14 protein-coding genes are annotated in these 13,434 nt (G+C 65.4%); 8 read left to right on the forward strand and 6 right to left on the reverse strand.

The features are described from left to right. Positions 1-86: DUF3400 domain-containing protein (locus tag WS89_RS34935; protein WP_124557562.1), on the forward strand; the 86-nt coding region annotated here is incomplete at its 5' end. Positions 87-136: 50 nt separating this feature from the next. On the opposite strand, the gene WS89_RS20835 is transcribed toward WS89_RS34935, so the two are convergent. Next, the gene (locus WS89_RS20835) at positions 137-889 is read right to left on the reverse strand and encodes a thioesterase II family protein (RefSeq protein WP_059793149.1); all 753 of its coding nucleotides are present in this window, start codon (positions 887-889) and stop codon (positions 137-139) included. A gap of 303 nt (positions 890-1,192) precedes the next feature. Here WS89_RS20835 and WS89_RS20840 point away from each other — a divergent pair, with 303 nt between their 5' ends. The 7 genes from WS89_RS20840 to WS89_RS20870 all read left to right on the forward strand — a co-directional run bounded on the left by WS89_RS20840 (position 1,193) and on the right by WS89_RS20870 (position 7,611). Next, positions 1,193-1,903, forward strand: a complete 711-nt coding sequence (locus tag WS89_RS20840) for an ABC transporter ATP-binding protein (RefSeq protein WP_034208808.1) — start codon at positions 1,193-1,195, stop codon at positions 1,901-1,903. Next, positions 1,900-3,291: an ABC transporter permease gene (locus WS89_RS20845; protein WP_059793151.1), complete on the forward strand. Its 1,392-nt coding sequence runs from the start codon at positions 1,900-1,902 to the stop codon at positions 3,289-3,291. Before WS89_RS20840 ends, WS89_RS20845 begins: the two co-directional genes overlap by 4 nt. A 61-nt stretch (positions 3,292-3,352) precedes the next feature. After that, positions 3,353-3,787, forward strand: coding sequence for a FixH family protein (locus tag WS89_RS20850; RefSeq protein WP_257128193.1), 435 nt, complete (start codon positions 3,353-3,355; stop codon positions 3,785-3,787). Positions 3,788-3,846: 59 nt separating this feature from the next. After that, entirely contained in the window at positions 3,847-4,989 is a 1,143-nt protein-coding gene (locus WS89_RS20855; RefSeq protein ID WP_059793155.1) for a DJ-1/PfpI family protein, read from the forward strand. Between the two features lie 111 nt (positions 4,990-5,100). Beyond that, entirely contained in the window at positions 5,101-5,883 is a 783-nt protein-coding gene (locus tag WS89_RS20860) for an outer membrane lipoprotein-sorting protein (protein ID WP_034208804.1), read from the forward strand. Beyond that, positions 5,883-7,151, forward strand: a complete 1,269-nt coding sequence (locus WS89_RS20865) for a hypothetical protein (protein ID WP_059793185.1) — start codon at positions 5,883-5,885, stop codon at positions 7,149-7,151. Before WS89_RS20860 ends, WS89_RS20865 begins: the two co-directional genes overlap by 1 nt. A gap of 67 nt (positions 7,152-7,218) precedes the next feature. Beyond that, the gene (locus WS89_RS20870) at positions 7,219-7,611 is read left to right on the forward strand and encodes a RidA family protein (RefSeq protein ID WP_034209439.1); all 393 of its coding nucleotides are present in this window, start codon (positions 7,219-7,221) and stop codon (positions 7,609-7,611) included. 19 nt (positions 7,612-7,630) lie between these two features. Here the strand turns inward: WS89_RS20870 and WS89_RS20875 are convergent, their stop codons facing one another. The 5 genes from WS89_RS20875 to WS89_RS20895 form a co-directional block, all read right to left on the reverse strand. Continuing rightward, on the reverse strand, positions 7,631-8,854 hold the full coding sequence (locus WS89_RS20875; RefSeq protein ID WP_257128194.1) for a cytochrome-c peroxidase: 1,224 nt from the start codon (positions 8,852-8,854) through the stop codon (positions 7,631-7,633). A gap of 58 nt (positions 8,855-8,912) precedes the next feature. Then, the gene (locus WS89_RS20880) at positions 8,913-9,875 is read right to left on the reverse strand and encodes an amidohydrolase family protein (RefSeq protein ID WP_059793159.1); all 963 of its coding nucleotides are present in this window, start codon (positions 9,873-9,875) and stop codon (positions 8,913-8,915) included. Next, complete coding sequence (locus WS89_RS20885) at positions 9,872-10,537, reverse strand: GNAT family N-acetyltransferase (RefSeq protein ID WP_059793161.1); 666 nt, start codon at positions 10,535-10,537, stop codon at positions 9,872-9,874. Before WS89_RS20885 ends, WS89_RS20880 begins: the two co-directional genes overlap by 4 nt. A gap of 13 nt (positions 10,538-10,550) precedes the next feature. Continuing rightward, complete coding sequence (locus tag WS89_RS20890) at positions 10,551-11,576, reverse strand: PLP-dependent cysteine synthase family protein (RefSeq protein ID WP_059793162.1); 1,026 nt, start codon at positions 11,574-11,576, stop codon at positions 10,551-10,553. A 159-nt stretch (positions 11,577-11,735) separates the two neighbouring features. Then, positions 11,736-13,262, reverse strand: a complete 1,527-nt coding sequence (locus tag WS89_RS20895; protein ID WP_156440585.1) for an alpha/beta hydrolase — start codon at positions 13,260-13,262, stop codon at positions 11,736-11,738. Positions 13,263-13,434 lie beyond the last annotated feature (172 nt).

Consider the following 13,434-nt stretch of genomic DNA (forward strand, 5'->3'; position numbering starts at 1 on the left):
TCGCGCGCCAGGTGCTCGGCGAGAACTGGATGGCCGATTATGTCGCACGGGCGAACCATGGCGGGATCGAGCGCGTGATGCTGTGAGGAAACGGCCTCGCAAGCCATGCGGGCGCGACGGGGCCCCTGTATCGGGACTATGCGTGTGCGGCCAGCGTCGCGACAACGTGATCCTGGAGTTCGCGCTCCCTGGCATGGATAAAGAAATGATCGCCGTCGAAACGATGAAGCGAGAACGGCCCGTCGCTGTAGCGGCGCCATTCGCGCAACGCGTCGATATCGACATGCGGATCGTGCAAGCCGCCAAATACGGTCAGCCCGCAGCGCAACGCGAAAGGCGTATCGGCGCAATATCCTTCGGCCAGCGCCAGATCGGCTCGCAGCGCGCGCAGGAAATGCCGAAGCCAGTCAGGCTCCGACAGCAACGCATCCGGTGTGCCGCCCATCGTCTTCAGCCAGGCGATGAGCTCCGGTTCCGACAACCGATGAATCGATAACGGACGAGGGGCAACATGCGGCGCGCGGTGCGCTGCGCAGAATGCGTGAATGGGCCCGCGAAGCCGTCGTCGATCGAGTTCCCTCAGCCATTCGATACCGACGACACTGCCGAAACTGTATCCGAAGATGCCGAACGGCTTGTCGAGGAGCCCGTTCGTGGCGGTGGCCAACGCATCCGTCATCGCATCCAGCGATGTGGGCGGCGCTTCCGAGAAGCGCGTCTGGCGTCCCGGCAGTTCGACCGCAACGACTTCGATCCAGTCGGGCAGATCGAGCGCCCAGCGCCGATAGAGCAGCGAGCCGGCGCCGGCGTACGGGAAGCAGAACAGCCGGTGCGTGGCCGCGGGTCGCGGGCGATGCAGGATGAACCAGGGCGTTATTTTGACGGGCATGCCGATTGAGAGCGGAAGTCGTGACGCGTCGCGGCCGCGATCCGGTCCGGGGCGGCGCGCCGATGACGGTGCAGCGTAATGGCAAGGGCCGGCGACGGGTGCCGTCCGACGGTACAGGTTGACGATCCGTCCCGGCCGTGATTGTTCGCGAATGCGGGGCGCGACATGCCATCCCGGTAGCGGATGCGCGCCCGGATGCTGCCCCAACGAACAGGTTTTTCCCTACACGCAAGTTGGTATTCTGCGCTGCGCGATCGTCCTGCACCGTGCTGTCGCGGCCTGCCAACTTCGTATATCGAAACCATGAACGCCGTAATACTCGAAGCCGTTGAAAAGTCGTATCTGATGGGTTCCGTCAACGTGACCGCGCTGCGCGACGTCACGCTCGACATTCGCGACGGAAAACTGACCGTCATTGCCGGTGCTTCCGGCAGCGGGAAGTCGACGTTGCTGAATCTCGTCGGATGCGTGGACCGGCCCGACCGCGGCCGCATCGTCGTGGCGGGCGAAGAGGTCGGTCGTTTGTCGGACGACGCGCTGTCCGATTTTCGTGCTCGACGGCTCGGTTTCGTTTTCCAGAACTTCAATCTGCTGCCGGTGCTCACGGCGCACGAAAACGTCGAATATCCGCTGCTTCTCGCGGGCACGCGATTGACGGAGTCCGAACGCGCGCTGAGGGTGCGGGACATGCTCGATGCGGTCGGCCTCGCGGACAAAGCGCATCATCGTCCGGGACAGATGTCGGGCGGGCAGCGGCAACGCGTCGCGATCGCGCGCGCACTCGTCGCGTCGCCTAACCTCGTGCTGGCGGACGAGCCGACCGCCAATCTGGACAGCAAGACCGGCCAGCAGATCATCGCGCTGATGCGGCGGTTGCAACGGGAGCGGCGCGTGTCGTTCGTGATTTCGTCGCACGATCCGCAGGTCATCGCGGCAGGCGACGATGTCGTGCACATTGCCGACGGGATCGTGTCCGGCGTGACGCGCACCGACGACCAGGAGGCGTTCGCATGAAGACCTTTTTGCTCGCGCTCCGCAATCTGCTGCGCAACCGTCGCCGCTCGATCACGACCTTGCTCGCGATGATCGTCGGCGCGCACGCGGTGCTGCTGTTCGGCGGCTATACGCGCAACATCACGTATGGCCTGCAAACCGATTACGTGAAGTACGGCGGCCATCTGCAGATCGAACGCAAGGGGTTCTACGAGTTCGGCAGCGGTAATCCTTCCGAGTACGGGATCGACAACTACGAGGCGATCATCGATGCGGTGAAGGCCGATCCGGAACTGGCGAAGATGGTGCTCGTCGCGACGCCCACGCTGCAGTTGCAGGGTATCGCGGGCAACTTCGACGCGGGGTTGTCGCGTACCGCGCTCGCGCTCGGCGTGCGCGTCGACGACCAGAACCGGATGCGCGCCTGGAACGACTACCACTTCCCCGTGACGATCCCGCCGATGGCGCTGACCGGCACGACCGGCGACGCAGCCGTGATCGGGACGGGCCTCGCGCGCGTGCTCGAACTGTGCGGGCCGCTCAAGGTACCCGACTGCAACCCGCCCAGGAAGTCCGCGGACACCACGCCCGCTTCGCCGCTTCCGGGCGATATCGCGGCCCTTGCCGAGGGTACGCGCGTGGCGCCGGCTGCCGGGACGGGCGGCCGGCGGATCGAACTGCTTGCGGCGACCGCGCGCGGTGCGCCGAACGTGGCGGAACTGCAGGTCGTGAAGGCGGAGCGACAAGGCATCAAGGAATACGACGACATGTACGTCGGCCTGCATCTCGCGCAAGCGCAACGACTCGTCTACGGCACCGAGCGGCCGAAGGCGACGGCGATCGTCGTCCAGTTGCGCCATACGTCCGATTTGCCGGCCGCGAAGGCCAGGATCGAGACGCTGCTGAAAACGAAATTCGCGGGTACCGATACGGAAGTCGTCGATTACACGGTGCTGAACCCGTTCTATGGCCAAGCGCTTGCAATGTTCGCGACGCTGTTCGGTTTCGTTGCGCTACTGATCGCAGCGATCGTGTTGTTCACTGTCGGCAACACAATGAGTACGGCGGTGTTCGAACGCACGGTCGAAATCGGTACGCTGCGCGCAATGGGATTGCGCCGGGCGGGCGTACGTCGCCTGTTCCTGTGCGAAGGGTTGCTGCTCGGCGTGATCGGCGCGGTGCTCGGCGTTGCCAGCGCGGCGTTGCTCGCCGGCATCATCAACGTCAGCGGCCTGACGTGGACGCCGCCGGGCCGCTCGCCGGTGCCGCTGATCATTCGTGTGTGGGGCGAGAACGACCTGATCGTCGGTACCGCGATCGGCCTGCTCGTCGTGGCGATGCTTTCCGCGTTGCTGCCCGCGCGCCGCGCGTCGCGAATGGAGATCGTCGATGCGCTTCGCTATGCGTGATCGAACGATCGGATCGGGCGTCGATGAAATGTCGATGAAATGCATTCGTCGGCGGATTGTCATGTTAGCCTTCGCCGGGAGTTGCATCGTCATGCTCGGCGCATGTGGCGCACCGGCCGAGCAGCCGGCGCCCGCGGGTCTGGATCTGTCGCTGACGCGAACGACGGCGTCGGGCGCTTACGTCGTGACGCTCGAACCGCCGACGACACCGCCGCCGCTGAACCGGATCCACACGTGGACCGTTACCGTGAAGCGTGCGTCGGGGGAGCCGGTGCGCGGTGCGCGCATCGATGTCTGCGGCGGGATGCCTCAGCACGGGCACGGTCTGCCGACGCGCCCTCGCGTGGTCGACGGCAATGGAAACGGGACGTATCGGCTGCAAGGGATGAAGTTCAGCATGCCCGGCTGGTGGACGATCACGCTGAAGGTCCGGGACGCGCAGCGCGACGACGACGTGACGTTCAACGTCGTGCTGCCGCCGGCGGTGGCGTCATGACGGTCGACACGGGCGCCATGCCTGATTACTGGATGAGTTCCATACACGGAGAGGCTTCAATGCGAAAAGTCATGCTGTACTGGATGCTGTTGCTGCTCGCGCCGTTCGCATCGGGTATCGCGAACCTTGCCCATGCGGGGCCGGCGAGCGAAGCGTCGGCGCCGGCCGCCGCGGCGCCCGCGGCGGCACGCGCGGACCGGCTGCCCGCCTATCAGCCGCGCTTCGGGCGCACGCGCCCGATCGTCGCCGTCGTTGGCGAAAACTACTATACCGAGCTGACCGATTACGTCGTTCCCTATGGCATCGTGGCCGAATCGGGCGCGGCGGATCTCGTCGCGCTTGCGACGAAACCGGGCCCCATCCGGATGTTTCCCGCGCCGATGAACGTCATTCCGGACGAAACCACCGCCCAGTTCGATCAGCGCGTGCCCGAAGGGGCCGACTATGTGATCGTGCCGGCCGTGCATCGCGACAGCGATCCGGCGCTGCTGGCATGGGTGACCGAGCAGGCGAAGAAGGGTGCGACGATCATCGGCGTGTGCGATGGCGTCTGGGTGGTCGCCCGTGCGGGGTTGCTGGAAGGTCGCCGTGCAACGGGGCACTGGTATTCGATGAACGATCTCCGCAAGAAGTTTGCCGATACGCGCTGGGTCGACGGCAAGCGTTACGTTGCCGATGGCAAGGTCGTCACGACGACCGGCGTCACGGCGACGATTCCGGTATCGCTTGCGCTCGTCGAGGCGCTCGCCGGGCGCGAACGTGCGCTGCAGGTCGGCGAGCGGCTCGGACGCCCTGCATGGTCGTCCGAGATCGCGAGCGACCGCTTCAGCCTCGGTTTGCCGGCGATGGCGACGATTGCAACCAACTATGTGTCGTTCTGGTCGCACGAGGATTTCGGTATCCCGATCGCGCCGGGTGTCGACGAAATCGCGCTCGTGCTCGAGGCCGACGCCTACTCCACGACGTTCCGCTCGACCGCCTACACGGTGGCCGCGAACCGCGAACCCGTGCGCACCCGCCGCGGGTTGACGATCGTTCCCGACCGCGTGGCCGGCGTCGACGCGCCGGCGCGGATGTTGTCCCCGCCGATCACGCGCTATCCGTTGCATGCGCTCGACGCATCGCTGAATGCGATTTCGTCCGAGTTCGGCAAGCGCACGGCCGCATGGGTCGCACTGCAGATGCAGTATCCGGGCTACTGAGCTGCACCCGCAGCGTCGCCCCGTTTCTCCCCAAACTTGCCGGTTCTCCACCCGTTTTCGGGTGGGAGCCGAACTCGTCCCTGTCATTCCGTATTTGCCCCGGAGATTCCGATGCAGACGCATTCGATGGCGCGCCTGTGCGCCGCCGCGATCCTCGCACTCGCCTGCTGTACCGCACACGCCGCGCCCGATCCGCAACGCATCCTCGCCGCGAGCGACGCCGTTCGCAACCCGAGCGAACCGTTTACGCTGAACGTCACGCTGACCCAATACACCGATGGCAAGCAAACGGATTCGAACGCACTGACCGCTTATTCGCGGATCAACCCGACGAGCGGTCAGTTTCGCAGCCTGATTCGATTCGCCGCGCCGGCACGCGATGCGAACAAGCTGATGCTCAAGAGCGGCAACGATCTGTGGTTCTTCGATCCGGCGAGCAAGGCGACGATCCGCATTTCGCCGCAGCAACGGCTGCTCGGGCAGGCGTCGAACGGCGATGTGGTCACCGTCAATTTCGCCCAGGGGTATCGTGCCCAGGTCGAGGCGGAAGAGGACGTGCAGGACGGCGAGCGCCAGATGCGCCGTGCCTACCGGTTGAAGCTGGTCCAGAGCGTATCCGACATGACGTATCACTCGATCGAAATGTGGATCGACACGACGGACTCGCGCCCCGTGAAGGCACGTTTCTTCAGCGAGAGCGGCAAGCTTCTCAAGACGGCATTCTATCGACGCTTTCAACAGCAGCTCGGTGCGTTGCGGCCCACCGAGATCGTGATCATCGACGGGCTCAATCCGAATCTCGTGACCGTGATGCGATATGCGGACTACGTGGCGCGGGAGATTCCGGATGCCTGGTTCCAGTCCGATTTCATGGCGCGTTTTCAGCCCGAATGATGACGCGCATCGGCATCGCCTGTATCGCGTTGGCCAGCATGGCGGGCGTATGCCATGCCAACGACGCGGAAGAGGCCGGGCTGGCGCTGGCCGACGCGACGCCGGTGCAGAAGGTCGACGACGGCAAGTACCAGTTCAGTCTGGAACCGGGCCTGCGTTTCGCCACCTTGCGCCCGGGCGGGACGCGGACGGCCACGCGCCTGTCGCTCGACCTCACTGCGCGTCATGCATTCTCGAACGGCTGGGGCATCAGTCTTGCAGACCGGCTCGACCTGAACGGTCCGTGGCGCTTCGATGGCGACTCGGGCGCGATCAACACGCTGAAGGAACTGTATGTGGACGGCCGCGTAGGCGGCGGCAGCACGTTGCTGCAGGCCGGCCGCGTCAATGTGCGGCTCGGCGTCGCGACCGGCTACAACCCCACCGACTTTTTCCGCGACAACGCGGTCCGTTCCGTGACCTCGGTGGATCCCGCGAGCCTGCGCGAGAACCGGCTCGGTACGGTGATGCTGCGCGGCCAGCAATTGTGGGCCGACGGTTCCGTCAGCGTGCTCATCGCCCCACGGATTGCGGATCGCGCGACCGACGCATCGTTCTCGCCGGACTTCGGCGCAACGAATCAGCGCACGCGCTGGATGCTTCAGTTCAGCCAGCGCGTCATCTCGGATCTGTCGCCGCAGATCGTGATCTACGATGACGGGAAGCCCGGCAGTTCGCCGCAATTCGGCGTCAACCTGGTCCATCTCGTCAACAACGCGTGCGTCGGATACGTCGAGTGGTCGGGTGGCCGAGGGCCGTCGACGCTCGCGCGTGCGCTTGGGCAGCCGTACAGCGATGTCGCGTTCCGTTGGAAACTCGCAACCGGCGCGACTTGCACGACGTCGCGCAATCTTTCCTTCACGCTGGAGTATGACCGGGACGGCGCCGCGCTCGATCGTGCGGGATGGCAGGCGCTGCGCAATGGCCCGCCGGCCGGTTATGCCGCGTATCGAACGCTGTCGGCCGCCCAGCAGGATCCCACGACCCGCGACGGGCTCTTCGCGATGGTCAGGTGGCAGGACGCCTGGATCCAGCGACTGGATCTCTCCGGTTTCGTCAGGTTGAACCTCGCCGATCGCAGCCGGCTCACCTGGCTCGAGGCGCGTTATCGCTTCGCCAGAACCGATGTCGCGCTGCAATGGCAGATCAATGCGGGCGCGTCTGGGACCGAATACGGCGCGCTGCCACAGTCGAATCTCTTTCAGTTGCTCGTCAAGCACTATTTGTAACGCGGGAACGGATGCCGATCCGTTACGCGTGACGGGCTGCGTCACCTGCGTCAAGGAGAAGAACCGCATGAAACACTTTGTGACCTCGGGCAACGAATTGCCGCAGTGGCCGTCGCCGATTAGCCACGCAGTGGTCGCGAACGACACCTGCTATCTCAGCGGCCAGCTTTCGCTGGATGCCGACGGCCGCTATGTGCCCGGTACGCCGGCCGAAGAAGCGCGGCGCGCGTTCGCGAACCTGTTCCGTGCGATCGAAGCCGCGGGATTCACCCCACGGGATCTCGTGTTCGTCGACATCGCGTTTTCCGACATCGGTGCGCTCGCGGAGGTGAACGGTGTTTATGCCGACCTGTTTCCCGCGGATCGCCGGCCTGCGCGAACCGTCTATCAGGCGGCTGCGTTGCCGTTCGGCGGCCAGGTCAAGGTGATGGGCGTCGCCGTTCGCGACGCGTCGCGTTGACGAACGACGGCGCGGACGCTCAGCGCTCGACGACGGGGCCGGAAAACGCACCGAGCAGCGCGGCGAGCTGCCGTTGCTCCTCGTCCGACAACGCGATCCGCTTCAGTTCGCTATGCCCGATCGCGGCCGCGGGCGCGTCCGCGTAGTGGCGCATCACGGCGTCCAGCGACGCGAATTGCCCCGCGTGCATGTACGGCGGCCGCAGCGCTACGTTGCGCAGGCTCGGCGTCTTGAACGCACCGAGCATTTGCGGGTCGTCGGTCGAGATGAATTGCAACTCCTCGCACTGTTCGGGCTTCGCGTCGCTGAACGGTCCCATGCAGTTGAATTCGTCGTGCAACACCTTGGCGACCGCCGCCGCGCGGCCGGGATCGGCAGCCGTCCCGCTGCGCGGCGGTACGCCGATGTTGTGGAACTGCCGGTCGCTCAGCATGGGCCCGGTGTGGCACGTCACGCATTGCCCTTTGCTCACGAACAGGTGAAGCCCCGCTTTTTCGGTCGGCGTCAGCGCGGCGAGCTTGACCGGGTCGCCGGTCCGGACGCCGTCGACATAGGTATCGAAGCGCGAAGGCCCGTATTGCAGCGTCGCTTCGTACGCCGCGATCGCCTTGCCGAGATTCGCGAACACGCGCGACACGTCGGCGCGGGTGCGTTCGTCGAGCCCCTGCCAGACAGCCTTCTCCGCGTCCGTGCCGAGCGGGCTCCCGTCACGGGGCAGCGCGCTCAGGTCGGGCAGCGGTCCGAACAGCGGCTCGTAAGCATCGCGGTAGTGCTCGGCAAGCACATGGGCGGCGCGCAGCCGGGTGCCGCCGTGTTCGTTGTGATCCTCGATCGGCCCGATCGCCTGCGACCACACACTATCCTTGCGGCCGTCCCAGAACAGCCACGGCGCATCGCTCGTGCCGACGACGGGCATCGTGCGGCGCACGCCGATGCTCAGGCCAATCGCCAGCGGTCGTCCGTCTTCGAACTGGCGATCGGGCGTGTGGCAGCTCGCGCAGGCGATCGCGCCGTTTCGGCTGAACCGCGGATCGGAGAACAGACGCTTGCCGAGCTGAGCCGCCGCTGTGGACGCGGCCACGCGATTCGACGGGTCGACTTTGACGACGTTCGCGGGCAGGCGCATCGATTCGAGCTGCGCCCGTTCGTCGGCGCGCCAGCGGTCCGCCGCGTCGGCGGTTTCCGCCATCGCGTCGGCCCGGTGCCCCGGCCATGCGGTCCAGACGAGCAGGGCGCCGATCATCGAGGCAGCCGCGAGCCCGCAGTGCGTGCGGGACGGCCGTCGCACGCGACGGCCGGAATCACGCGATCGCATCGATCGTGCGCGATGCCGGCAGCAGCGCGCGCGTATTGCCCGACATCAACCACTTGCGTTGCAGCGGCGCGACCGCGGCGAGCGGGCCATCGGCGGAGAGGAACTGCTCCATGACCTTGCGGTGGCCGCCCGAGTTGCGAAAGACTGGCCAGTCGGTGCCGAACAGTATCTTGTGATTGATGTTCATGCGGAACAGCTCCGCGAGCGCGACCGACCACCCCTGCGGATGCTGGGAGCCGAGAAACGCGCTGACGTCGAGATACACGTTGGGCCGGTACGCGCACTGTCTCGCGCAAGCGTCGACGTGATGCACGGCGCCGTGCGCGAGGATGAAGTTCACGTCGGGAAAATCGAATGCCGCGCGGTCGAGCAGATCGGGGTGCGAGTACGCGAACTCGAGCGCCGGGCTGGTCGGCCCCACGTGCAGCAGAACCGGCAACCGGTGGGCGCGACAGATTTCGTACAGCGGGTACAGGCGCTTGTCGCTCGGGCTGTAACCGCACGGCGGATAGAGTTTCAATCCGGAGAAGCCGTACTCGACGACGCCTTTCTCGAACAACGCGACACCATCGGCGCCCCAGCGCGGATCCATGCCGCCGAAGACGTGAAAGCGCTCGCCGTGACGCTGCAGAATCGCGTGATGCTCGGCATACATCTCGGCGATCGTGAGATCGCTTTTCATCACGTACGTGAAATCGGGCAGCAATACCACGGCCTGTTCGATGCCGGCCGACGTCATGTCGGCCACCAGTGCATCGCCGAAGTGGTCCTGGCTTTGCGCGAGGTAGGTATCGAGCAGTTCCGATCGCGATTTCCGTACGCCATTGGCGACGAGGCGGACATGAACGTTGGCGCAGAATCCCTCCAGGAACGCAGTGGGGATGAAGCGCGTCGACGCGATGTGGCAGTGCGAGTCGATGATCGGTCCGTCGTAGATGGCGCGGCTCATACCGATGCTTCGACGGGGGCGGTGCGGCCGGCGTCGCGACCCATCAGCATGCCGAGCGCACGTTCCTTGAGATCCGCCACGCGCTGCATCATGAAGTGGCCGGCATGTATCTTTCCGTTCGCGCGGGCGTAGTCCGGCAACGTGCCCCACGTCTGAAAACCGTAGTGTTCCCATACGCGGTGAGCGGGCGTGCCGTCTCGCACGTCGAGCGTCAACAGTTCGACGTTGTCCCGATCGCATTGCAGCGCGATCTCGACGAACGCGGCAGGCAGCACGCTGCCGCCGCGACAGGCGTCGTGGATCATGCCTTTCGCGAGATCGGTGATATGGCGATTGTTGGGGTTCAGGTTGCGGCGCAACGTGCACAGGCCGATCAATTGCCCGGTGTTCGCGAAGATCGTCAGCAGGCGAACCTTTTCCCCGGCGAGATTCGAGCGCAGTTCCTCGAGATAGCGGCTCGCTTCCGCGTCCGTGATCGTTTCGGCGAAGCCGATGATCGGCGCGCTTTCGCTCGTGCGCCGCATCAGTTCGACGATCTGCGCGCCCAACGCGTCGTCGACGCCGTTCGTCCAGCGATAGGTGACGTGCGTGACGTTGGCCTTCGGCAACGCGATTGGATACTGTGCGCCGTCGGCAAGCAAGGTACGGATGGAGTCGTTCATGGGTGTCCCTGGATCACGTGGTTTCGAGGGCCACGGCGCTTTCGGCGCGTGGCGGGGTCGGGGAGGTGCACAGGTCGTCGAGCACGGCCTGGAGGCCATGATCGACCAGCCACTGATCGTCGTAGATCGTGTCGAGATACTTGGTGCCGCTGTCGGGCAGCACGAGAACGATGTTGGCCGGGCCTTGCAAGGTGGCGACGTAGCGGCGTGCGGCCTGCGCGATGGCGCCGGACGAACCGCCGAGCAGCAACCCTTCGTCGAGCGCGAGACGACGGCAGCCGGCGAATGCATCGCGATCGACGATGCGCATCGTTTCGTCGACGAGATGAATCAGGATGTTTCCGGGCTGAAAACTGAGCCCCGCGCCATTCTGCAGATGTGGCCGGTATGTGCCGCCGAATACGACCGAGCCGTCGGGCTCGACACCGATCACGCGGGTGGCCGGATCGCGCTCCTTCACATAGCGTGCGATTCCGCTCAGATGGCTGCCTGTGCTGGCGGACACGATCACGGCGTCGAGACGATCGGCGAGCTGGGAGACGATTTCGGGCCCGGTGGAGTAATAGTGGGCGTCGATCGCGGCCGGATTGTTGTATTGATCGAGGTTCACGCAATTCGGCACGCTTGCGGCGATCGCTTTCGCGACCGCAATGCGCTTGCGCTGATAGCTGCCCGTCTCGTCGGGGTGTTCGACCATCTCGACTTCGCCGCCGAATGCCCGCACGAGATTGGCATTTGTCTTCGGTGTCTTCGGATCGAGCACGCAAATGAAGCGATAGCCGCGCGTGGCGCACAGCATCGCGAGTGCGTGCCCCATGTTGCCCGACGTCGATTCGACGATCGACCAGCCCGGCTTGAGGCCATGGTTGCGCTCGGCCTGGCGGAGCAACTGAAGCGCGCTCCGGTCCTTGACGCTGTTGCCGGGGTTGTAGCATTCGAGCTTTCCATACACGCGGATTCGCCTGTGTTCGTTCGACAGGCTTTTCAGATACAGCAGCGGCGTATCGCCGATCAGTTCGACAAGGCTGTTTGCGTACATTCGAAATCTCCGACCAGCGGGTTGGCGTTGGCTTGTGCGTCGTTCGCGCGTGGCGCGACGCGATCGGCCGCGTGTGATCCGGCTTGCTTCACAGTGCGACTTTAGTGATCGATGCCCCGAGGCTGTAACTGTCCGAACGGGCATCGGAAGGCTCGTGCGTCATAGTTCGCCCGACTCCATCTCCATCTCGCTACGGTCGGCCGCCGGGAGGACTCGCAGTCTCGGATGCGGCAGTGCGTCGGGCGTCAGCGCCCGATCGCGGACGAACGTGCCGACGAGTTGCGCCAGCAGCACCGCATTCTGGTGAACCATGTGATGACTGCCGGCCTGGAGCTCGACCCGGATCGGACGAAGCTGGGCCGACGTAATGGCTCGCGCACGTATCGCGCATGTCATTTCGTCGTATTCCCCGGTCACGAGCAGCGCAGGGATGCCGGCGATCGATCCGTCGCGTTCGGCTTCGATCCGATGGGCGCGAAAATTCAGCAATTGCTGGCTGTATTCGATCATGTTCGCCGCCGACACGAACGGCGCGTGCAGCCAGTGACGGGTTGCCGAATCGGGTAGCGCGAACATCGATGCGTGGCCGCCTTCGCGTACGTCGCTTCGTGCCCGCTTCTCCAGAAGTCCGATCATCGATTTGGCCATGCTGTCCGCGGCCTTCGGCATGCGCGCGACGAGCGAGCACATCGTATTGAGATTGTTCTCGTAGGCGCTGTCGGCGCCGTCGTAGTCCTGCGCGCCGGCAAACGACGGGGCGATCAGGCTCATCGACGCGATGCGGCGGGGAAGTGAGCGAGCCAGCGCCAGCGCGTATCGGGCGCCTCCGCACCAGCTCGCGACGTGAATCGCGTCGATTCCCTCGACGTCGAGCAATTCAGCCACGCTTCGCGCGTAGCGGTTCGGCGCGTCGGGGCTCGAATAGTAGGCGCGCGTCAGCCCTGCATCGCCTGGCGCATCGTTTGCATCGTCCGCCACATAGAGCGAAAAATCCGGCGCCAATCCGGCCGCGAAGTCGTGCCACACGTCATGCGGAATGCCGAATGCGTTGATGAGCAACATGGCCCGCGGGCCGCGCCCGGCAGCGAGATATCCATGCCCGCTGCCGGTCGTGATCCGGCGCGCCGACGGCAGGTCGACCAAGCGGGGAGCGTCGCGCCGCTCGTGCCGGGCCGCGTGAGCGGCGACGCGTGAAGCGATCCGGGCTCGCCAGTCGAAGCCGTCGCAGTGCAGTCGGTGAGAAGAGATGTCGGTCAGGGGCACGTACGAGCCATCCGCGTATCCGAGCATGTGCTCGGCATGCTTCAGGTTCGTTTCGAGTAGCGCGAGAACGGCGTCGGAGCCGGCCTGATCAGCATTGCTTCGCGTCGGAATGAGCGCCCATCGCGCGACGCATTCAGCGAGTTCGCGCCACGCAATGCGCCGATCGCCACGCACCACGTGAAGCCCGGGCGACGCTTCCGTCGCAAGCCAGGCCAGCACCGCTTCAGCCGTCAGCAGGCAGGCCGTGCCGGCAGTTTCGGCAGGCAACGCCAGCGGCTCTTGCTCGAAGTACGTGTCGGCGCGGCGGCGTACCTCGAACACGGTTTCGGCGACCGCATCGGCGAGCGTGTCGAGCGACGCCGGCGAGAGCGTATTGCCTTCGCCAATGGACTTCGTGCCGTCCGCGAGCGGGTCGCCGAGCACGACGATGCATGCGTTCGCAACGGATGCGAAAGCAACGTCGAGCGCGGCCGACAGGATGCGAGGCAAGGACGCGAATGCGCGCGTGCGACGCATCTCGGGATCGTCGACGACGACGGCGAGCCGCCCGGAACCGGGCGCGTTCAATGCGTCGCGGAGTCGAGCGATGCGCGTA

Source organism: Burkholderia sp. MSMB1072 (assembly GCF_001524725.1).
Lineage (GTDB): Bacteria > Pseudomonadota > Gammaproteobacteria > Burkholderiales > Burkholderiaceae > Burkholderia.

Coding starts and splice junctions, on each gene's coding strand:
- WS89_RS20835 (WP_059793149.1), bottom strand. CDS start 889: ATGCCCGTCAAAATAACGCCCTGGTTCATCCTGCATCGCCCGCGACCC.
- WS89_RS20840 (WP_034208808.1), top strand. CDS start 1,193: ATGAACGCCGTAATACTCGAAGCCGTTGAAAAGTCGTATCTGATGGGT.
- WS89_RS20845 (WP_059793151.1), top strand. CDS start 1,900: ATGAAGACCTTTTTGCTCGCGCTCCGCAATCTGCTGCGCAACCGTCGC.
- WS89_RS20850 (WP_257128193.1), top strand. CDS start 3,353: ATGTTAGCCTTCGCCGGGAGTTGCATCGTCATGCTCGGCGCATGTGGC.
- WS89_RS20855 (WP_059793155.1), top strand. CDS start 3,847: ATGCGAAAAGTCATGCTGTACTGGATGCTGTTGCTGCTCGCGCCGTTC.
- WS89_RS20860 (WP_034208804.1), top strand. CDS start 5,101: ATGCAGACGCATTCGATGGCGCGCCTGTGCGCCGCCGCGATCCTCGCA.
- WS89_RS20865 (WP_059793185.1), top strand. CDS start 5,883: ATGACGCGCATCGGCATCGCCTGTATCGCGTTGGCCAGCATGGCGGGC.
- WS89_RS20870 (WP_034209439.1), top strand. CDS start 7,219: ATGAAACACTTTGTGACCTCGGGCAACGAATTGCCGCAGTGGCCGTCG.
- WS89_RS20875 (WP_257128194.1), bottom strand. CDS start 8,854: ATGATCGGCGCCCTGCTCGTCTGGACCGCATGGCCGGGGCACCGGGCC.
- WS89_RS20880 (WP_059793159.1), bottom strand. CDS start 9,875: ATGAGCCGCGCCATCTACGACGGACCGATCATCGACTCGCACTGCCAC.
- WS89_RS20885 (WP_059793161.1), bottom strand. CDS start 10,537: ATGAACGACTCCATCCGTACCTTGCTTGCCGACGGCGCACAGTATCCA.
- WS89_RS20890 (WP_059793162.1), bottom strand. CDS start 11,576: ATGTACGCAAACAGCCTTGTCGAACTGATCGGCGATACGCCGCTGCTG.